Genomic DNA, 19,472 nt, shown 5'->3' with positions numbered 1-19,472 from the left:
CTCGTCATGGGCGGTCTGCCGGCGGCACCTCAGGCAGGCCCGACCACGCATCGTCACGCGCGATGCGCCGCGCCTCGCGCATGCCCCGCGTGATGCTTCCCATCCCCTTCAACCGGCGCTCCACCGCCACCAGCCGCAGGACTTCCTTGAGGGCGACCAGCGCCGTACCGAAGGCGAAGGGGATCGGCCTGTAGCGGCCCCTCGCGCGCAGATAGTGCACGAGCAGCCCGCGATTGCGCATCATGTAGAAGCGCGAGAGATCCGACGCCTCGGCCAGATGCCGCACGCCCAGGCTGATCTGCCTCTGATGGCGCAGGCGCTGCAGCACCACTCCTTTCACGCACACGACATCGGTCACATGCGAGGCCAGCCAGCCATAGGCGAGATCGTCCCAGGTGATGAAGAAGCGCGGATCGGGAAAGCCGATCGCATCGACCACCGAGCGGTGCACGAAAAGGCCCTCGAACGTGGCGAGGTTCGTGTGCCATACATCGGCGCGTCGAAAGAGGTTGCCGGGGCGCGGCAGCGCCACGCCGAGGGCGGGAAAAAAGACGTTCTGGAAGAAGAACGGCCTGCCGTCGCTGTTCTCGCGCTCTCCCATCAGGCAGCGATATCGGCCGGCATGGGCAAGCAGCGTCTCGAGCCCGGAAGGGGCGAGCGCCACATCGTCGTCCATCAGCCACATCCATTCCGCGCCGGCCGCGTGGGCCAGGCGAACCCCCTCGTGAAAGCCGCCTGCCCCACCCAGATTGCGCTCAAGCAGGCGATAGTCGAGCTCGACCGGCCCAAGGGCAGCGCGCGCCGCCTCCACCACGGCGGGCGTCTCGTCGCCGCTGGCATTGTCGATGATGACGAGGTGCTCCGGCAAAAGGGTCGAGCCCGCCACGCTCTCCAGCAGTTGCGCCAGCATGGCGGGCCGCCGATAGGTGACGACCACCACCGCCACGCCCCTGGCGATCCGCCTGTCTGTGTCCGTCTCGACGCCGGTCACGGGTTCAGATGCGGCGCACGGTCGAAGCGATAGGCCAGCCCGTCGCGGAAGGCCCGCCACCAGAAAGCGAGCCCCGCCCAGTCGAACCGCCGCTTGACGATATAGACAAAGGGATAGAGCACCAGATCTCCCACAAAGCTTTTCAGCCGCCGGTGCCGGCGCGCCAGATAGCCGCGATTGCGGAAGAAGTAATAGCGCTTGAACTCGGTTTCGGGAATGAGAACATGGACGCGGCCGGAAATGATCGGGACGATCTCGCCCCAGCCCGGCGGGTGGGCCACCACGGCATTTGTGACCGTGCCGAAGCGGATGCCTGCGCGCCTGAGCCGCACCATGAAATCCACCTCATCGCCGCGGATGAAGAGCCGCATGTCGGGCAGGCCGACCTTGAAGAAGACATCGCGGTGCACAAGCGCACCATTGAAGAACTGCGCCATGGAGGGGATGAAATCCAGCGTCTCGACCGCCGCGCGGTCATGCGTCAGCTTTCCGTTCACGCGGAAGGGAAAGGACAGGCGCTGCTGGTCCTCGGGCGCGACGATGATGGGCGAAACAACCTCCAGCCCCCGCGCCTTCGCCTCTTCCAGAAGCGTCTTGAGGCAATCCTCACCGACCGGAAAGGCATCGTCATCCATGATCCAGACCCACTCGGCCCCGCCGGCCAGAGCCGAGAGGATGGCATAGGAAAACCCGCCGGCCCCGCCCATGTTGAGGCGGGAGGGGATGGAGTTCAGGGCAAAGGCCGTCTCCGGCTGCGCTTCCCCCGCCACAACGCGGACAACATCTCCGGCCATAAGCCCTTTCTGCCGCGCAAGCACGCTTTCTTCCGGCAACGCGGGATCCATGGAGACGACCGCAACGCGTATGCGCAAACCGGCCCTGCTTTCATCAGCCATCAAAATTTTCGACACTGTCCAACGTGGATAAAACAAAATTTGAGTTGGTTCATACACAAACCTGTTGGATTTTACGACCGGATCGTTCAATACACCTCATGATTGTACCCTCCCAAGGTAAGTGATTCATGATTACCCTCCAGAACCTGGTTTTTCCGGAATACGAAATCTGCACTGAAACCGAGCTCTATTTTCGTACCAGCGGCATGATCGCAGCAAGTTTCGAGAAAAGGAATTTCCACTTTTCTCCTGGAGGAAAGCTATCATTCGACACCTACTTCAATGCCCTGAGCATCGGAAAGTGGTCACGCCTGTGTAAGTTGGGGAAACTGTTTCTTCGGCTTGCAGGCACTGGCCGTTTTCAGCTTCGGGTACATTGCGCCTATCTGAATCGCTCATGGGAGGTGTTGTACAACGATGTCGTCTCGCTCGAACCGGAAGCTCCCCTCTCCGTCGAACTTGATAGGAGCGATGAACGATGGCGCAACGGCATTCTTTATTTCGAGCTGACAGCGCTCTCTGAAGGGACACTGGAGAGCGCAGCTTTTATCACAGATACACAACCCTTGCGCGACATAAAGCTTGCGATCTCTATCACCACCTTTAAGCGCGAGGCCCAAGTGGAGGAAACTTCTCGACGCCTTCGCGATTATTTGGCGGGCCATCCCTACAGCGGAGATATCGGCGTATTTGTGGTGGACAATGGAAAATCGGCGAAGATCGAGACCGACAACCAGATCCGCTATATCGAAAACCCGAATTTCGGCGGATCAGGCGGCTTTGCGCGCGGGCTCTTGGAAGCGAAAAATGCAGGCTACACTCACTGCCTATTCATGGACGACGACGCCTCGTTCCACATGGAAAATCTCCACCGTACCTACGCCTTCCTTCAATTGGCAACGAAAGAGAATACCGCGATAGCCGGCGCCATGATTGCAAACAATCACAAATGGCGAATGTGGGAGAATGGTGCACTGTTCGACAGAATTTGCCGTCCGCGCTTCAAAGGTTCCGATCTACGGTTGTTTAATTCCATCATTGAAATCGAGCGGGAGACCCAAAACACGGATCCGGCAACGCTCTATGGCGGCTGGTGGTTCTTTGCCTTTCCGATAGGGCTTACTCGGCACTATCCTTTCCCCTTCTTTGTTCGTGGAGACGATATAAGCTTCTCCTTGAACAATGAGTTTTCAATCCAGACGATCAATGGCGTCATATCATTTCAAGATGATTTCGAAGAGAAAGAGTCTCCACAGACTCTTTATCTAGACTTGAGAAATAGCCTAGTTCAGCACATGAGTGCACCTCAGTTGAAAAGCAATAGGTTTTATGTAATATTAATTCCTCTATGGTTTATACTCAGAAACATCTGCAAACTTCATTATGAAACCGTGGACTCCCTTTTGCTCTCCTGGGAAGACGTACTTGAAGGGCCGGATTATTTCAAAAACAATCTCACGCATAGCAATCGGCGTAAAAGTATAAATGACTTGGTTCAGCAGGAGCGCTGGAAGCAACGAGAGGGCCGACCCACCGCGGTTTATGAGTATCCACGCGTCCTCCCTTTGTGGCGCGCGCGCTTGATGAAATTAACTTTGAATGGTCATTTCCTACCGCGCCTGGGGCTCTCATTGCGTGAAGGAACAGTTGGCGTGCATGACCGAAACCACCTTCCAATACTTTGGGGATTAAAGAAGATACGAGTGATCAGCTCCGATGGCTCACAAGCCTACTCGGTGCAATTTCAGCAGCTCAGAGGAATAAAACAAGCAATCAAAGTAGCGACACTCAGCCTGCGCTTTTTGCTCGGCTACAAAAAATTGCGGGAGGCCTACAAGACAGCCTACCCGCAGATAACGTCGGAGCAATTTTGGGAAACCTCAATCCGTTCGGATTGCCAACCCTAAGCCCATCCATTGCTCAGGCGCGTGTGAAAACTCCATAATACTCATATCCATACAATGCGCCTGAACGAACTCTCGCCATGCTCGAACCACTCCGCCATTCAAATTATTATACTCATGACCGTAAATGTCGTGAAATGCGACGCATTTTGCAAAATTCCCGATATTAATAATATCCTTATTGACACCTTCATAAGAATGATCGCCATCAATGAACGCGAAATCAAACTTCTGACCAGCAAAATCATCACTTGTCTTTTTGAAAGCGGGTATAATATTCAAAAACCTACTAAATTCATCAAATGCAATAACATTATCCTCAATATCAAGCATCGTGTATTTTACATTTTTATTTGCTCTTTGGAGAACAGAGCATATGAAATACGATGAAGCTCCTCTAAAAACGCCAATTTCAATGGCGCTTTCTATAGGAACCCTGGAAAGCGCCATCAGAAAATCAGCAAACTCAGTTGGATACTGTATTAATCCGAACAGGGATGTGTTCCTATTTGCCCCAAAACGTGACATTAGTGCCCAATTATTTGGAATAATCCCAAAATCAAGAATACAATCTAGAATGAATCTTCTTGACGAAAATTCTTCATCGCTACTACTCAGAATTTTTCTACAGACATCAATTCCGTTTCGCACATCGCGGATATTATCCAAACCCATCACCTTACCTTTCCACCTGGAGGCTCAACTGTTGCAAAAAGCTCTATAACAATCCTATTTTTTGAGCATCCTCTATCAGATGCGGTAGGCGGCTCTTTCCAAAAATGTTTTTAGCTTCACTCGTCCAAAGCGCCTCTCTATCTATTCTTAAATCTGTGGCTTTTGTTTTCGTTTCAGTTTCCAAAGATTCCCTAAGGATTTGAATAGAATCTATGTCATTCTTTCCGTCTAATACAAAATCAGCCAGCCTCGATATTTCCTGAGCGCTCACCCGAGCTTTCTTAAAATCAAAGAAAGCGAACCTTTCAGGATGGAACATCGTAGGAGCTACAGATCGCACTAGAATTCTTCTCAATTCTATGACGTGTGAAAATAAAACTGTGTGGTGAGACACGCCATGAAGCGTTAGATAAGCCTCAAATGCTTCCCCATCATCTGTGATTTCGGCTTTACTAATCCAAGCCAAGTCGCGCCGTCGAAACCTGAAGTCGATGAATTCGGAGACCAAGGTTTCAGAAGGATCTCTATACGCAATCACATATTTGTAACGCGGAAAACACCAGGAAGAAAACGAGGCGGGAAAATGACCGAAGCAGAAACTATTTTCTGGTAAAGCTGGAAGAACCGTCGTCCAATTGATACCAAGTTCTGTTTCAGTCGGTCTCTCTCGATTAATTTCATCTGAGTATGCCAAGGTATGCTGTACAAAGCCGCCGTGTATATGAAATCCGGAATTCAACAGTCCTAGTTTTTCAAGAACGGCCCCGAAAAAATACGTCCCTGCCTTCGGCATACTTTGAATATAAATCTTTGACATTCTTACACCGCCATTCCACAAATTTTGTTCTTCAAACCATCCGGGGCGCAACCTCAGCCTCGAAGCACTTCAGCGCAGCCCCGATCGCCTGGTGCATGTCGAGATAGCGATAGGTGCCGAGGCGGCCGCCGAAGATCACATTCTCTTCCGCATCCGCCAGTTCACGATAGGCCCGGTAGGTTTCCTTGTCCTGCGCCGTGTTGATCGGATAGTAGGGCTCGTCGCGGCGCTCGGCAAAGCGGGAATATTCCCGCGTGATCACCGTCTTTTCCGTCTGGTAGTTGCGCTCGGGGTTGAAGTGGCGGAACTCCAGAATGCGCGTGTAGGGAATGTCCTCATCGGCATAATTCATCACCGATGTGCCCTGGAAGTCGCCCACGTCGAGCACCTCTTCCTCAAAATCGATGGTGCGCCATTTCAGCTCGCCCGCGCGGTAGCCGAAATAGCGGTCGATGGGGCCGGTATAGACAACCGGCGTGCCCGCCGGGATCTGCTCGCGGATCTCGAAATAGTCGATGCCCGTGCGCACCTCGATCCGTTCATGGTCGAGCATGCGTTCGAAGATCGCCGTATAGCCGTCCACCGGCAGGCCTTCATACGTGTCGTTGAAATAGCGATTGTCGAACGTATAGCGCACCGGCAGCCGGGTGATGATCGACGCCGGCAGCTCGCGCGGGTCTGTCTGCCATTGCTTGGCCGTGTAGCCGCGGATGAACGCCTCGTAGAGCGGACGGCCGATAAGCGAGATTGCCTTTTCCTCGAGATTCTGCGGATCGTGGCCGGCCAGCTCGCCTGCCTGCTCCGCGATCAGCGCGCGCGCCTCGTCCGGGCTCATCCGGCGGCCGAAAAACTGGCAGATCGTGCCGAGATTGATCGGCATCATATAGGCCTGCCCCTTGTAGGAGGTGAAAACGCGGTGGCGATAATCCGTGAACGCGGTGAAGCGGTTCAGATAATCCCACACAACCTTGTTGGGCGTGTGAAACAGATGCGCGCCATATTTGTGGATCTCGATGCCCGTGCGCGGGCAGGTGTGCGTGTAGGCATTGCCGCCGATGTGATCGCGCCGGTCGATGACGAGAACGCGACGGCCAAGCTCGTTTGCGGCCCGCTCCGCGATGGTGGCTCCGAAAAAGCCCGCACCGACGATGACCAGGTCGTACTGACTGAAATCCACGTTTGCTACCCCTGATAGATGAAACGGTTTTTCCGGCACAAAGAATCATTGCCGGGCATGGCAGTAAAGCCGATGCTTTTCCTATCGCGCCATGTCGTGTATCTCAAGGGTTACAGACGGAAATTGTTCGTGACCACCCATCGGGCAACGCGCCGTTGCGGGCAGACGCGTTACACGCTAGGCGGGTTTCTTCTCCAGCGGCGCGAATTTCTTTACCCGCCCTTTTTCCAGCACCAGAACCTTGTTGCAGACCCGCTGGATCAGCTTGTCATTGTGGCTGGCCAGCACGACGATGCCCGCCTGCCCCGTCAGTGCGTTCATCCGCTCGCCGGCCTTTTTCTGAAAGGCCGCGTCGCCGGCGCCGATCCACTCGTCCATGAGCAGGATTTCAGGTGTCAGCGTCGTTGCCACGGAGAAGGCCAGCCGCGCGGCCATGCCCTGGCTGTAGGACTTGAAGGGCATGTCGATGAAATCGCCAAGCTCGGAGAATTCGATGATCTCCGGCATGGCCTCCTCGATCTGCCGCCGGGTCCAGCCATTGATCAGCCCGCGCAGCTCGATGTTGCGCCGGCCGGTGGCTTCCGGCCTGAAACCAAGATTGATGTTGAACAGCGCATCGACACGGCCCGAGATCGACAAGCTTCCCGAGGTCGGCTCCATGATGCCGTAGAGCATTTTCAACAGGGTCGTCTTGCCGGCCCCGTTGGCGCCCACAAGCCCCAGCCGGTCACCGGCAGAAAGCTCGAAGCTCACATCCTCGAGCGCCTGCACATGCTGGCGGCGGCCGGAGCCGGAGATCGTCCCGCCCGTTTTCAGAAGCCTCTTGTCCTTCGGCCGCAGGGTGAGCGGGCGCAGGATGCGATAGCGCAGCCCGACCGATTGGGCCTTGATCGAAACCGTCATACGACAAACACCACTTTCTTGCGCAACGCCCCCAGCAGGAAGAATGCCAGGACCCAGGCAAAGGCCGAGATCCCCAGACACAGGACAAGCTCCATCACCGGCAGCTCCCCGCTGATGATGGGTTCGCGGACAATGGCCAGGAAATGCGTGAAGGGATTGTACTCATAAAGCATCTGCCGCAACCCGCCATCATTGCCGTGAATCCAGAAGATCGGCGTCAGGAACATGCCGACCCGCATCACATTGCTCGTTATGAACTCGAAATCCGGGAAAAAGGCGCCCAGCAGGGCAAAAACCGTGATGACGGCCGGCAGCGCCAGCACGATGACGGCCAGCCCGGCAAAGGCCATCAGCCATTGCTCCAGTGAGGGCTGGACGAGAAACAACATGAGCACGATCCAGCCCGCACCGGAATAGGCACCGCGAATCACCGTCTGCATCGCAAGGCGCATCACATAGACGAACAGCGGCAGCGTCGTCCCCTGGATGTAGTTGGCTTCCCGCCGAAAAAGCGGCACGGCCATGTTGATGGCCTCCGACATCAGCAGCCAGACATAAAGCCCGGTCGCCACATAGGCCGGAAAATTCTCGATCTGGTTGCTATGGCCGAACACGACCACAAAGGCGCCGGCGAAGAGAAAATAGTTCAGCACAAGCCAGAGCGGGCCCAGGGTGGTTCTGCGATGCTGATCGCCAATGCTCTCGCGGGCCAGGGCCACCCAGACCGGATAGCGCCGAAAGCCCGATGCGATCTCCTCGCGCGCCCCTTTGAGCATTTCAATCAAGGTCATCCGCACCGATCCCATTCACACAACAATAAGCAAGGCATTGCCGGCCTGCCATACAAAGCCAGGCTGGCGCGAATGCCACCTGCCTGGGGTCAACCGGTGTGAAACCTGAGACCGAACCATCCAGCTCTCGTCTGTCCGCAAACTTGCGTTCATGCTGACACGTACAACTGGCAATCCAGCCGCGTTCCCTGCTTTGGTTGAGCCGAGCGCATACAACTTATGATCCGGGGTGACCAGCCCCTATGGACGTCTCGGACAGTACAATCCCCGCAGAAGCTCACAGGTCATCCGGCGCAGCCGCGCGACATTCGTTTCGGCGATGCGTGTGTTCACCAGGCATGATCGCCGCGGTAGAAGCGCTTCGAGAATGATCGCAACTCGATCTCGAACATCAGGCCGGGACAAAAGCCGATGCCTGCGTGTTGGCATGTTCGAAACAATGACGTTCTGCATTCCAACGCCAAGATGCCGCTATCGCGACGTCCCATTGTGGTCCCGGCCCTCATCAGTTGCCCTGTCCGGGGTCGGCAGGATTACGAAGTCCTTACAGGCCCCAGCAGAACCCGGTGTCCTTCTCGGACCGCTCCCACAGCCCGACCATGACCGGCTTGTCGTGAGCGTGGGCGTTCAGTGTGCCGCGGCCGACCGGGCCGACGAACTCCCGGGCCCCAGTGGGACCGTAGAGCGCACGCTGCTCGGTAAGCGCCGCCTCCGTCGCGCACATGATCTCCGGATAGGCGCCCTGTTCGGCGGTCTGGACCATTGGCGTCTTGGTCATCAGCCACCAGACGAGGCGCATCGTCCGGCTGCCGCTGGTCGAGATCAGCGAAGTCGCGGACGAGCCGGGGTGGCAGACATAGACCTCGACGTTGCGGCCGGCGGCCTTCGCCCGGTCCTGAAGCTCGTAGGCAAACATCATCTGCGCCAGCTTGCTTTGGCTGTAGGCGGCGTTTGCGCCATAGCCCTTGTCCCAGTTCATGTCGTCGAAGCGGATCGTCTTCAGTCCCATGTTGTAGCCGAGGCTGGCGACGACGACGATCCGGCCCTTCGTTGCCTCGATGCGATCGAACAGCATCCCGCACAGGGTAAAGTGGCCGTAATGGTTGGTGCCGAGCTGGCTCTCGAAGCCGTCAGCGGTCAGCTTGCGGGTCGGCACCTGTGCGATGGCGGCGTTGCATATCAGCGCGTCGATGCGCGGGGTGGTCTTCAGCACCTCCTCAGCCGCCATGCGGACGGAAGCCTGCTCCGCAAGGTCCATGCGGACAAAGCGCACGGGCGCGGCGGCGCCGAACTCCTGTTTCAGTTCCTTCACGGCAGCGGCGGATTTCTCGGCGCTGCGGTTCAGCATCACCACTTCCGCGTCCTTGCTCAGCAGGATGCGCGCCGCCTGGAAGCCCGCACCGGCATTCGCACCGGTGATGACAAATGTCTTTCCGGCAAGGTTGCCGAGGCGCTCGGGCGTCCAGCCCTTGGGTCCGAACCGGGTATGTTTCATCGGTGTATCCTATGGCGCTGCGGCGCTTGCTTTTGTAAACTTCGCTGTTTACATATGTGAAGCCAGCGGAAAATGTAAACCTTTGTGTTTACAAAATTCTGACGCGCAGGGCCGAAAACGATGAAACTGACTGATAAAAAAAGAAAAAATATTTTGGATGCCGCAGTCCAGGAGTTTCGCGAGCAGGGCTTCCCGGCCGCGCGCGTGAACCGGATTGCGGATCTCGCCGAGGTGTCGAAACGCACGCTTTACAAGCATTTCGCGAGCAAGGAGCTGCTGTTTGCCGCGATCACCGACATCCTGCTGGAGGAGATCGCGGCCATGCCTAAGCTGCGCTATCGGCCTGACGCACGGCTGCGCGAGCAATTGATCGGGGCGGTGCGGGCCTATGTCGGCCATCTGACCGGTGAGCAATATATGGGCCTGAATCGGCTGGTCATGTCGGAGCTCTTGCGCGATCAGGAACTGGCGCAAGCCTTTTTCGCCAAGGCGGCGATGCAGGACGGCCCGATCTCGGGGCTGATCGGTGAGGCGATGCAGGCGGGCGCCTTGCGAGAGGCAGAGCCCGGCTTTGCCGCGGGCCAGCTGCTGTCGATGGTGAAGCACTTCCTGGTTTGGCCGCGGTTCCTGATGGGGGCGGATACCGAGGTCGACCCGGATGCCGTTATCGCTGACTGCACGGACATGTTCCTGGCCCATTACCTGCCAGAGCGCTGACCTCCCCGCTCCTCGCGCCCGGACAACAGCATGGCGGACTCGCGAAATGTCAGCGACCTTCGCCCAAGTCACTGATTCGTCGTGCAGAGCCGACCAACACATTTCACGGACACTCCCCAAATTTTGGGCACCCAATAATCTATAATCTCGTTGGTTTGTCGATTGCGGTGCTCGGTCATGTCAGGTCGCGGGTGGCGCCGATTGCCTTACCGTTCTCCCAGCCAATCGTGATTGGGAATCCTCTGCACATGCATGCTGGCAGTCGTCTCCAACGCTCCGCCGAACACATCCAGTTCGAAAGCCAGAAGACAGCCTCTGCGACTCCGTTGCTGGACGCGACCGCGTCACATCACTACATGTGAGCGATCTGAATTGCCTTTCTGGAGTTTCTCATGGCGATCCGCATCAAAGCAAAGACCTACGGCCCCTTCACCACCGCCATCGGGCCTGGCAAGGTGATCCATGTCGACACCGCGCCGAAGCAGACTGTCGCCATCACCTCTCCGTCAGCGGAAGAAGCGGGTTCGCCGGTCGACTTCATGATTTCAGCGCTTGGTGCCTGCCTTGCCCTTTCCTTCCATCACGCCGCACAGGAAATGAAGATCGATGTCGGACAGGTGTCTGTCCAGGTTTCCGGCACGAAGGCTGAGGATCTGCCCGACCGCATCGGGAGCTATGACGCCACCGTCTCGCTCGACACCATGCCAGGCGAGGAAGAGGGCAAAGAGCTGATCAAGCGTGCCAAGGCCCGCTGCACGGTCTCCAATTCGCTCAATGGCACGGTCAACATGAAGATGGCTGTCTGATTGCTATTCCATTCCCCGATCGATTGACGACGCCTTTCCCTTCTCCCATACAGAAGCCGCTATGCGGCAATGCAAGGGAGGCAGGTGCATGAACTTCACGCGCGTGAACGGCGTCGTCATTCATCACGAAGTGTGCGGAACGGTCGGCAAGCCCGTTCTTGTTTTCTCCAACTCGCTGGGCACCGACTTCCGCATCTGGGATGACGTGGTCCAGCGGCTCGAGGCCGATTACCGCATCGTCCTCTACGACAAGCGTGGCCATGGCCTTTCCGAAGTCACGCCCCAGCCCTATGCGCTGACTGATCACGTCGACGATCTCGCGGCCCTGCTTGACCATCTCGACATCACCGGGGCGACCATTGTCGGTCTCTCGGTCGGCGGCATGATCGCCCAGGGGCTCGCCGCACGCTGGCCGCATCTCGTTTCCCGCCTCATTCTGTGCGACACGGGCCATAAAATAGGCCATGATGATCTGTGGAACTGCCGTATTGAAGCCGTGAACGAAAAAGGCATCGCAGCCATAGCTGACGGCATTCTCGAACGCTGGTTCACGCCTTCTTTCCGCGCACCGGAGAATGCCGCCTTCACCGGCTACACAGCCATGCTCACGCGCACCACGGTCGACGGCTATGCGGGCACCTGCTCAGCCCTGCGCGATGCCGATCTCACCGAATCCACCCGCGCCCTGAAACTACCCACGCTCTGCATCGTCGGTGATCAGGACGGCTCAACGCCGCCCGATCTGGTGCGGGAGTTGGCGGGTCTGGTTGAGGGCGCCCGGCTCAAAATTGTGAAGGATGCGGGCCACCTGCCCTGCATCGAGCAACCCGAGGCGACGGCCGCCCTCATTGCAGATTTCCTGCGCGAAACAACACCCGACGCCTGAGCCGCCGCGCCCCGCATCTACGATGACAAGAGGATCCTGAATGAGCGACACCGTAACGATCACCCGCGACAATGGCACTGCCGTCCTCACTCTCGACAATCCACCGGTCAATGCACTCGGCCACGCCCTGCGCGCGCCACTCTTCGATGCGCTTGCAGAGGTGAATGCGGACGATACGGTTCAGGCCATTGTCATCGCCTGCGCGGGTCGCACCTTCATCGCCGGTGCCGACATTTCCGAGTTCGGCAAACCACCGCAGGAGCCGAGCCTTCCCGACCTGATCGAGAAGCTTGAAAGCGTCGATAAACCCACCGTCGCCGCCATACACGGCACCGCACTTGGCGGCGGGCTGGAATTGGCACTCGGCTGCCATTACCGCATTGCAGACAGGTCCGCGATGATCGGGCTGCCCGAGGTCAATCTGGGCTTGATCCCCGGGGCCGGCGGCACGGTGCGCCTGCCCCGGCTGGTCGGGCCCGAAGCCGCCCTGAAAATGATCGTCTCCGGCAAGCCCATCGGCATGGATGAAGCGCTCCGCCTTGGCGCCGTCGACCGCCTGGCGGAAAACGACCTTCTGGGCGAGGCCGTGGCCTTCGCCCGCGACATGGCCGCATCGCAAAAGCCGCACATCCATATACGCGCCCGTGACGAAAAGCTCGCCATCGACCTTGCCGCCTTCGATGAGGCCGTGAAGGCTGCGACGAAAAAGGCGCGCGGCCTCACCGCGCCGCACACGGCGGCAGAAGCCGTCCGAAATGCCATCACCATGGAATTCGACGCGGCACTCGACCGCGAACGTGAACTCTTTCTGGAGCGTCGCGACAGCACCGAATCCGCCGCCCAGCGCCATCTCTTCTTCGCCACCCGCGAGGCGACCCGCGTGCCGGGTATCCCGCGCGAGACCGAGGAGCGAAAGATTGCGCGCGCCGGCGTTATCGGCGCCGGCACGATGGGTGCGGGCATCGCCATGGCGCTTGCCAATGGCGGCATTCCCGTCACCATTCTGGAAATGAATGAAGATGCCATCGCGCGCGGTCTTTCACATGTCGAGAAGACCTATGCGGGATCGCTCAAGCGAGGATCCATAACGGCAGAGGAGAAAGAAGCCCGCACGGGGCGCATCTCCGGCACCACGGATTATGCGGACCTTTCCGACTGCGACATCGTCATCGAGGCCGTGTTCGAGGATATGGAGGTCAAGCGCCAGGTCTTCACCGCGCTCGACGGGGTGCTGAAGCCGGGTGCCATCCTCGCCTCGAACACCTCCTATCTCGATGTCAACGAGATTGCCGCCACCACGAGCCGGCCGCAGGATGTGGTCGGCCTGCATTTCTTCTCGCCCGCTCATGTCATGAAACTTCTGGAGATCGTGCGCGGCGAAGCGACAGCGGCTGATGTCATCAAGACGGCGCTCGCGCTCGCGCGAAAGATCGGCAAGGTTCCCGTCGTCGTCGGTGTGTGCAATGGCTTTGTCGGCAACCGTATGCTCGCCGCCCGGCGCGAACAGAACGAAGACCTGCTTCTTTCCGGCGCAACACCCGAACAGGTCGACCGTGTATTCACCGATTTCGGCTGGCCCATGGGCCCGTTTCAGATGGTCGACCTCGCCGGTCTTGACATCAGCTGGAAACACCGACAGTCGCAGGGTCTCACCGCCCCCATCGCCGACACGCTGTGTGAGGCAGGCCATTTCGGCCAGAAGACATGCCGCGGCTTTTATCTCTATGAAGAAGGCTCCCGCACGCCAAAACCCGATCCCTTCGTTCAGGAGCTCATCGAAAAGAAGGCAGCCGAACTTGACGTCGAACGCCGCGAGATCAGCGCGGAGGAGATCACCGAGCGCACGCTCTACCCGATGATCAACGAGGGCGCGAAGATCCTGGAAGAGCGCATTGCCGCCCGCGCCTCCGACATCGATGTCGTCTGGGTCAATGGCTACGGCTTCCCGGTCGCAAAGGGCGGGCCGATGTTCTGGGCCGAGCGCTTCGGCATCAAGACAATCGTCGAGCGGCTGGAGCACTGGCACCGGAAGACTGGCAATCCCGTCTTCGAGCCCGCTCCCATCCTTCGCCAACTCGCACTGACCGGCGGTGGCTTCGGCGATCTCGTCTAGGGGCAGGATCATGGGCAATTGCGCCCTCATCCCCCCTTGGCAATGAGGCGAGCGCGACCCCATATTCAGTCCGCCTTCGCGTTCATGTTGACGGAGATGCAGATATGACCGAGTTCACCCCCATAGCCTCGCTCGCCGGCGGTGCGCTGATCGGCCTTGCCGCCGTCGTGCTGATGGCGTTCAACGGGCGAGTTGCCGGCATGACAGGCATTCTGTCAGGCCTCCTGCCGCCACAGGAAAACGCCTGGCACTGGCGCGCTGCTTTCGTTCTGGGCGCCATAGCTGCACCGCTGTTCCTCATCATAAGCGGCACGGCGATCCCCTTCCAGGTTCCCGTTTCGACAAGCGCGCTCGTCATTGGCGGGTTCCTCGTGGGTATCGGTGTCACGTTCGGCAATGGATGCCCCAGCGGGCATGGCGTCTGCGGAATTTCCCGCGGTTCCATCCGTTCCATCGCTGCGGTTGCCACCTTCATGGCCACGGCCCTCGTCACAGTGTTCATCATTCGTCACGTGATTGGAGGCTGATCGATGAAACAGCTTCTGGCAGCCCTTGTCGCCGGCCTTCTGTTTGGTGCCGGCATCGCGCTTTCAGGGATGATAAACCCCGCAAAGGTGCTGAACTTCTTCGATGTCGCAGGAACATGGGATCCAAGCCTCGCCTTCGTCATGGGCGGCGGCCTTGCGGTGGCCGCGCTTGGCTACCGCCTCCTCTTCGGTGCGCGCGAAAAACCGTTCTTTGCTGAACGCTTCCAACTCCCGACGCGAAGCGATCTCGACCCGCAATTGATCGGCGGAGCAGCCGTTTTCGGCATTGGCTGGGGCATTGCCGGCTTCTGCCCGGGTGCTGCCATCCCGGCTCTTGGGCTCGGTTATGCGGAGACAGTCATGTTTCTGGCGTCGCTCATTGCCGGTATTCTCGTTGCCAAATCCCTCAAACGGCGCTTCTTTGCCGCCGGATAACGACACACAGTGAGGACCATCATGGACATCAAAAAGATCTCTGACGATTACGCGGTTTCACCGCAGATCGCCGTGGAAGACGTCGCCGCCATCAAGCAGGCTGGGTACAAAAGCATCGTCTGCAACAGGCCCGATGGCGAGGACGCCGGACAGCCCACGGTCGAGAGCATTTCAAAAGCTGCCGAAGAGGCCGGTCTGTCATTCCGCCATGTGCCGGTCGTCTCCGGCGCCATGACGCTCGATGATGTGACCGACATGGCCACAGCCCTCAAGGAACTGCCAGGGCCCGTCTTTGCCTATTGCCGTAGCGGCACGCGCTCGGCCAATCTTTACGGCATCATCCAGGAGCGCGGTCTCTAACCGCTATGAAGCCACTCGGAGTGGCAATCAAGCATCCCATCGGCCCAAGCGAACCTCCGATGCGCTGTCAGTAAAGCCAGCGCATCAGGAACAGCGAGATCGCCGGGAAGAGCGTCAGAAGCGCCACGCGCAGAATGTCGCTGATCACGAAGGGCATCACGCCGCGATAGGTCGCAGAAATTGGCGTATCCTTCGCCATCGAGTTGAGCACGAACAGGTTCATCCCCACAGGCGGCGTGATCAGCCCTACCTCCACCACGATCAGAACGAGGATGCCGAACCAGATGGCAAACTCCTCCGCCCCCAGCCCGAAATCGAGAACCGTCACGATGGGGAAGAAGATCGGAATGGTGAGCAGGATCATCGACAGGGAGTCCATCACGCAGCCGAACACGAGATAAAGCAGCAGGATCAGCGTCAGCACCATCCATGGGCTGTAGCCCTGCTCGCTCACGAAAGCCGCCATCTGCTGCGGCACCTGTGCCAGCGCCAGAAACGAATTGTAGAAACCCGCACCCAGCACGATGAAAAAGATCATCGCGGTGGCGGTCGCTGTGGCGAGGATGGATTCCACGAAGGTCTCGCGGGTCAGCCCGCCATTCACCAACGCGATCAGCCCGGTGCCGGCCGCACCCACGGCAGCGCCTTCCGTCGGTGTGAAGACGCCAAGATAAATGCCGCCGACGACCGCCAGAAACACGACCAGAACCGGCCACACATCAAGCAGCGCCCGCATCCGTTCCGAATAGGGCGCACGTTCGCGCGTTCCAGCCGAATCCGGCCAAAGCCGCACATAGATCGAAATCGCCAGCATGTAGCCGAACGCTGCCAGCACGCCGGGCACGAAAGCGGCCACGAAAAGCTTGGCGATGTTCTGTTCGGTCAGGATCGCATAGATGACGAGAATAACCGATGGCGGGATGAGAATGCCGAGCGTGCCGCCGGCGGCAAGCGTTCCCGTGGCCAGCGCACCGGAATAGCCGTAGCGGCGCAATTCCGGCAGAGCCACCTGGCTCATGGTTGCCGCCGTTGCAAGTGACGAACCGCAGATCGCTCCGAAACCGGCACAGGCGCCCACCGCCGCCATGGCCACGCCGCCGCGCTTGTGCCCCATCCACGTCTCAGCCGCCTTGAACAGCGCCCGCGACATCCCGCCCAGCGTTGCGAACTGCCCCATCAGCAGGAACAGCGGCACGATCGAGAGTGAATATCCGGAAAAGGTCGAATAGGTTTCGTTTTTCAGCTTGGCCAGCACAGGCGTCACATTGCCAAACACGATCCAACTTCCGCCAAGGCCGCACAACAGCATCGCGAGCCCAATGGGGAGGCGCAGAAAAATGAGAAGAAGGAGAAGCGGGAAGGACCAGAGGCCGATTTCGAGATTGGTCAATGGACGCTCCCCTGTCCGGGCTCCGGCATCGGTGTGCCGACCTTCAGTTCGCGATAACGCACGAGGATCATGTAGAACGAAACAACCACCGCAATGACCGCCGCCGCGAGACAGGCCGCATAGGGCCACCAGAGCGGGAACTGAAGGATGAAAGTGGTCTCGTTGTAGCTCAGCTTGTCGAGCATGCCGTAATAGAGCTGGAGGGCAATCAGAACCAGAACCAGCGTCATAATGAACTCCGTCAGGAGATCAATGATGTGGTTCACGCTGTTCGGCAGGAAGGTGGTGAAAATGTCCACCGTGGCATGGCCTCGATTGAGCTGGCACCAGGGCAGGAACGCGAATACCGCGAAGCCGACACCGGCCTGAACCAGCTCAAAATCGCCAGGTACGGGTCCAAGCCCGAAACGCACCAGCGCCCGACCGGTGATGCTTGCCACGGTCATGATGATGACCGCAGCCAGGACGATGCCGCCCAGAATGGCCATCACCCTGGCCAGCCAGACAACGATGATCGATAGTCTCATGCCTCGTCCCGTCCCCTGTTGCGTCCTCTGTAACGACCCATGGCTTCCTGCCTGCTTCATTGTTTCCACAGGCGCAAAAACGTTACGCCAGCGGTTGCCGCCTTCGCAAGCCAAGGTCCCCACACAATAGAGCGGTTGACCGTCTCACGGAAACGTCGCTCCGCTCCATCGGTTGGTTTCCCGCATGTGTTCGGGCGTCAGGTGTTTCCACCTTTTTGCGAAATGCCCTGGCTTGTTTCAAAAAAGGGGCAGGCCTTGCAGCCCGCCCCGTCATTCCTGTCAGGATCAGCTTCACTGATTGGTGTATTTGTCGATCAGGGCACGGGCCTCGTCGATCAGCATCTGACCGTCGATCCCTTTTTCCTTCATCTCGGCCACCCACTGGTCGTAGACAGGGGCCGCCGCCTCTTTCCAGGTCTCGGTGTCTTCAGCGCTGATCTCGATGATGTTGTTGCCGCGATCTACGGCGATCTGACGGCTTGGCACGTCCGCACCGGCCTGCGTCTTGCCGGCAAAAGCCGCAAATTCCTGCCCGGAATTGTCGTCTATGACTTTCTTCAGGTCATCCGGAAGGCTGTCATATTTCGCCTTGTTCATCGCAAGCACAAAGGTCGTCGTGTAGAGCGCGTGCTCGCCACCGAACTCCGTGTGGTTTGAAACCAGCTCGGGCACTTTCAGCGCCGGCGTGACTTCCCAGGGGATCACGCAGCCATCAATCACGCCCTTGGAAAGCGCCTCCGTGATCTGCGGCACTGGCATGCCGACAGGCGTCGCGCCAAGCTGACCGAGCAGCGAATTGATGATGCGCGTGGGTGCGCGAACCTTCATGCCCTTCAGATCGTCGAGTGTCTCGATCGGCTCCTTTGAGTGCAACATGCCGGGCCCGTGAACCCAGACACCCAGCACATGCGTGTCCTTGAACTCGGTGTCCTTCATGTGTTTTTCGAACAGGTCCCAGTATGCGCGCGATGTCGCCTCTGCATTCGTCATCATGAAGGGAAGCTCAAACACTTCCGTGGAGGGAAATCGGCCCGGATTGGAGCCAGGCAGCGTCCAGACGATGTCCACGATACCGTCACGCGCCTGGTCGTAGAGCTGCGGTGGTGTACCGCCGAGCTGCATGGCGGGATAGCGCTCGATCTTGATGCGCCCGCCCGATTCCTGCTCCACCTTGTCGGCCCAGGGGTCGAGCACGAGTTTGGGGACATTCGCCTGCGGCGGCAGGAACTGGTGCAGCCTGAGCGTCACCTCCTGCGCAAATGACGAGGCTGAGGCCCCGATAAGCCCGGTTGCCGCAACGGCGGCCGCGAGGGCCAGTTTTCTAACGGAAAATGGTTTCATGCTTCTCCTCCCGATTGCATGTCCCGAAACGCCGATAATGGCGCTCAATGTTCGTTGGCGACACCGCGTTCAGCCTCTCCCAGCCCCGCGCGTTCACCGGAGAGCCGAGTATCCACTGGAATCCCGTCTCCCGTCCACCGAGACTTTAGCGGAAATTATGTAACAATAAAGGGGAGCAGATCGACATATTCGTAACAAAAAAATCAGAGCGGCAGTGCGCCTGTCTCCTTGAGGGTTTCCAGCACGATGGCGCTCTTCACATGCTGCACCGAGTCATGTGGCAGGAGCACGCCATTGACGAAGGCCGAAAGCGATTTCAGGTCGGGTGTCACCACTTTGAGGATATAGTCCATTTCACCCGTCAGCGCGTGGGCTTCCTGCACTTCGGGCAGGCGGGTGAGCAATTCGCCAAAACGTCGAGCATTGTCGGGGTTGTGCGTTGCAAGCGTCACAGTGATGATGTTGACGAGTGGAAAACCGAGCCTGTCCCGGTCGAGCATGGCCGCATAGCCACGAATATAGCCCTCTTCCTCAAGTCTTTGCCGGCGGCGGGAACATTGCGAAGGCGACAGGTTCACGCGCTCCGACAAATCATTGTTGGTCAGCCGCGCATCCACCTGCAAGAGGGATAATATCTTGCGGTCATATCCATCAACACGCGCATCGGCCATGCAATACTCCTCTATCATGCATGATATTTGCACTCTTCTCACAAAACGTG

Annotated in this window: 20 protein-coding genes; 8 read left to right on the top strand and 12 right to left on the bottom strand. The window is 58.4% G+C overall.

Translation table 11 applies throughout. The features are described from left to right. Positions 1–4 precede the first annotated feature (4 nt). Entirely contained in the window at positions 5–991 is a 987-nt protein-coding gene (locus KW403_RS13165) for a glycosyltransferase (RefSeq protein ID WP_223019923.1), read from the bottom strand. Beyond that, positions 988–1,887, bottom strand: coding sequence for a glycosyltransferase family protein (locus KW403_RS13160; protein WP_223019922.1), 900 nt, complete (start codon positions 1,885–1,887; stop codon positions 988–990). The genes KW403_RS13165 and KW403_RS13160 overlap by 4 nt, the downstream gene beginning before the upstream one ends. A 128-nt stretch (positions 1,888–2,015) precedes the next feature. On the opposite strand from KW403_RS13160, the gene KW403_RS13155 reads away from it, so the two are divergent. Continuing rightward, the gene (locus KW403_RS13155; RefSeq protein ID WP_223019921.1) at positions 2,016–3,794 is read left to right on the top strand and encodes a glycosyltransferase; all 1,779 of its coding nucleotides are present in this window, start codon (positions 2,016–2,018) and stop codon (positions 3,792–3,794) included. On the opposite strand, the gene KW403_RS13150 is transcribed toward KW403_RS13155, so the two are convergent. The 6 genes from KW403_RS13150 to KW403_RS13125 form a co-directional block, all read right to left on the bottom strand. Beyond that, positions 3,768–4,466, bottom strand: a complete 699-nt coding sequence (locus tag KW403_RS13150; protein WP_223019920.1) for a class I SAM-dependent methyltransferase — start codon at positions 4,464–4,466, stop codon at positions 3,768–3,770. The genes KW403_RS13155 and KW403_RS13150 overlap by 27 nt on opposite strands. Positions 4,467–4,509: 43 nt before the next feature. Next, positions 4,510–5,283, bottom strand: a complete 774-nt coding sequence (locus KW403_RS13145; protein WP_223019919.1) for a hypothetical protein — start codon at positions 5,281–5,283, stop codon at positions 4,510–4,512. 31 nt (positions 5,284–5,314) lie between these two features. Next, the gene (glf, locus tag KW403_RS13140) at positions 5,315–6,460 is read right to left on the bottom strand and encodes a UDP-galactopyranose mutase (RefSeq protein ID WP_223019918.1); all 1,146 of its coding nucleotides are present in this window, start codon (positions 6,458–6,460) and stop codon (positions 5,315–5,317) included. 177 nt (positions 6,461–6,637) lie between these two features. Further along, positions 6,638–7,363, bottom strand: a complete 726-nt coding sequence (locus KW403_RS13135; RefSeq protein WP_223019917.1) for an ABC transporter ATP-binding protein — start codon at positions 7,361–7,363, stop codon at positions 6,638–6,640. Continuing rightward, positions 7,360–8,154, bottom strand: coding sequence for an ABC transporter permease (locus KW403_RS13130; RefSeq protein WP_246637776.1), 795 nt, complete (start codon positions 8,152–8,154; stop codon positions 7,360–7,362). The genes KW403_RS13135 and KW403_RS13130 overlap by 4 nt, the downstream gene beginning before the upstream one ends. Before the next feature lie 544 nt (positions 8,155–8,698). Continuing rightward, the gene (locus tag KW403_RS13125; protein ID WP_223019916.1) at positions 8,699–9,649 is read right to left on the bottom strand and encodes an SDR family oxidoreductase; all 951 of its coding nucleotides are present in this window, start codon (positions 9,647–9,649) and stop codon (positions 8,699–8,701) included. Positions 9,650–9,769: 120 nt separating this feature from the next. On the opposite strand from KW403_RS13125, the gene KW403_RS13120 reads away from it, so the two are divergent. From KW403_RS13120 to KW403_RS13090, 7 genes are all read left to right on the top strand, one after another. Beyond that, positions 9,770–10,366: a TetR/AcrR family transcriptional regulator gene (locus tag KW403_RS13120; protein WP_223019915.1), complete on the top strand. Its 597-nt coding sequence runs from the start codon at positions 9,770–9,772 to the stop codon at positions 10,364–10,366. A gap of 392 nt (positions 10,367–10,758) precedes the next feature. Further along, positions 10,759–11,172, top strand: coding sequence for an OsmC family protein (locus KW403_RS13115; protein ID WP_223019914.1), 414 nt, complete (start codon positions 10,759–10,761; stop codon positions 11,170–11,172). An 88-nt stretch (positions 11,173–11,260) separates the two neighbouring features. Then, positions 11,261–12,058, top strand: a complete 798-nt coding sequence (gene pcaD / locus KW403_RS13110) for a 3-oxoadipate enol-lactonase (RefSeq protein ID WP_223019913.1) — start codon at positions 11,261–11,263, stop codon at positions 12,056–12,058. Positions 12,059–12,098: 40 nt separating this feature from the next. Beyond that, a complete protein-coding gene (locus KW403_RS13105) occupies positions 12,099–14,171 on the top strand; it encodes a 3-hydroxyacyl-CoA dehydrogenase NAD-binding domain-containing protein (RefSeq protein ID WP_223019912.1) in 2,073 nt (690 codons plus the stop codon). Between the two features lie 104 nt (positions 14,172–14,275). Beyond that, the gene (locus KW403_RS13100) at positions 14,276–14,698 is read left to right on the top strand and encodes a YeeE/YedE family protein (RefSeq protein WP_223019911.1); all 423 of its coding nucleotides are present in this window, start codon (positions 14,276–14,278) and stop codon (positions 14,696–14,698) included. 3 nt (positions 14,699–14,701) lie between these two features. Continuing rightward, the gene (locus KW403_RS13095) at positions 14,702–15,133 is read left to right on the top strand and encodes a DUF6691 family protein (RefSeq protein ID WP_223019910.1); all 432 of its coding nucleotides are present in this window, start codon (positions 14,702–14,704) and stop codon (positions 15,131–15,133) included. A gap of 21 nt (positions 15,134–15,154) precedes the next feature. Next, positions 15,155–15,493, top strand: a complete 339-nt coding sequence (locus tag KW403_RS13090; protein WP_223019909.1) for a protein tyrosine phosphatase family protein — start codon at positions 15,155–15,157, stop codon at positions 15,491–15,493. A 67-nt stretch (positions 15,494–15,560) separates the two neighbouring features. On the opposite strand, the gene KW403_RS13085 is transcribed toward KW403_RS13090, so the two are convergent. The 4 genes from KW403_RS13085 to KW403_RS13070 all read right to left on the bottom strand — a co-directional run bounded on the left by KW403_RS13085 (position 15,561) and on the right by KW403_RS13070 (position 19,422). Then, the gene (locus KW403_RS13085; RefSeq protein WP_223019908.1) at positions 15,561–16,883 is read right to left on the bottom strand and encodes a TRAP transporter large permease; all 1,323 of its coding nucleotides are present in this window, start codon (positions 16,881–16,883) and stop codon (positions 15,561–15,563) included. Then, entirely contained in the window at positions 16,880–17,410 is a 531-nt protein-coding gene (locus KW403_RS13080) for a TRAP transporter small permease (protein WP_223019907.1), read from the bottom strand. Before KW403_RS13080 ends, KW403_RS13085 begins: the two co-directional genes overlap by 4 nt. A 291-nt stretch (positions 17,411–17,701) precedes the next feature. Next, on the bottom strand, positions 17,702–18,751 hold the full coding sequence (locus KW403_RS13075; protein WP_223019906.1) for a TRAP transporter substrate-binding protein: 1,050 nt from the start codon (positions 18,749–18,751) through the stop codon (positions 17,702–17,704). A gap of 203 nt (positions 18,752–18,954) precedes the next feature. After that, positions 18,955–19,422 (bottom strand): Lrp/AsnC family transcriptional regulator, encoded by a 468-nt coding sequence (locus tag KW403_RS13070; protein WP_223019905.1) that lies wholly within the window; start codon positions 19,420–19,422, stop codon positions 18,955–18,957. Positions 19,423–19,472 lie beyond the last annotated feature (50 nt).

Source organism: Nitratireductor kimnyeongensis (assembly GCF_019891395.1).
Taxonomy (GTDB): domain Bacteria; phylum Pseudomonadota; class Alphaproteobacteria; order Rhizobiales; family Rhizobiaceae; genus Nitratireductor; species Nitratireductor kimnyeongensis.
The sequence above is the reverse complement of the archived record's forward strand: the minus strand, read 5'-3'. Positions and strand labels throughout refer to the sequence as shown.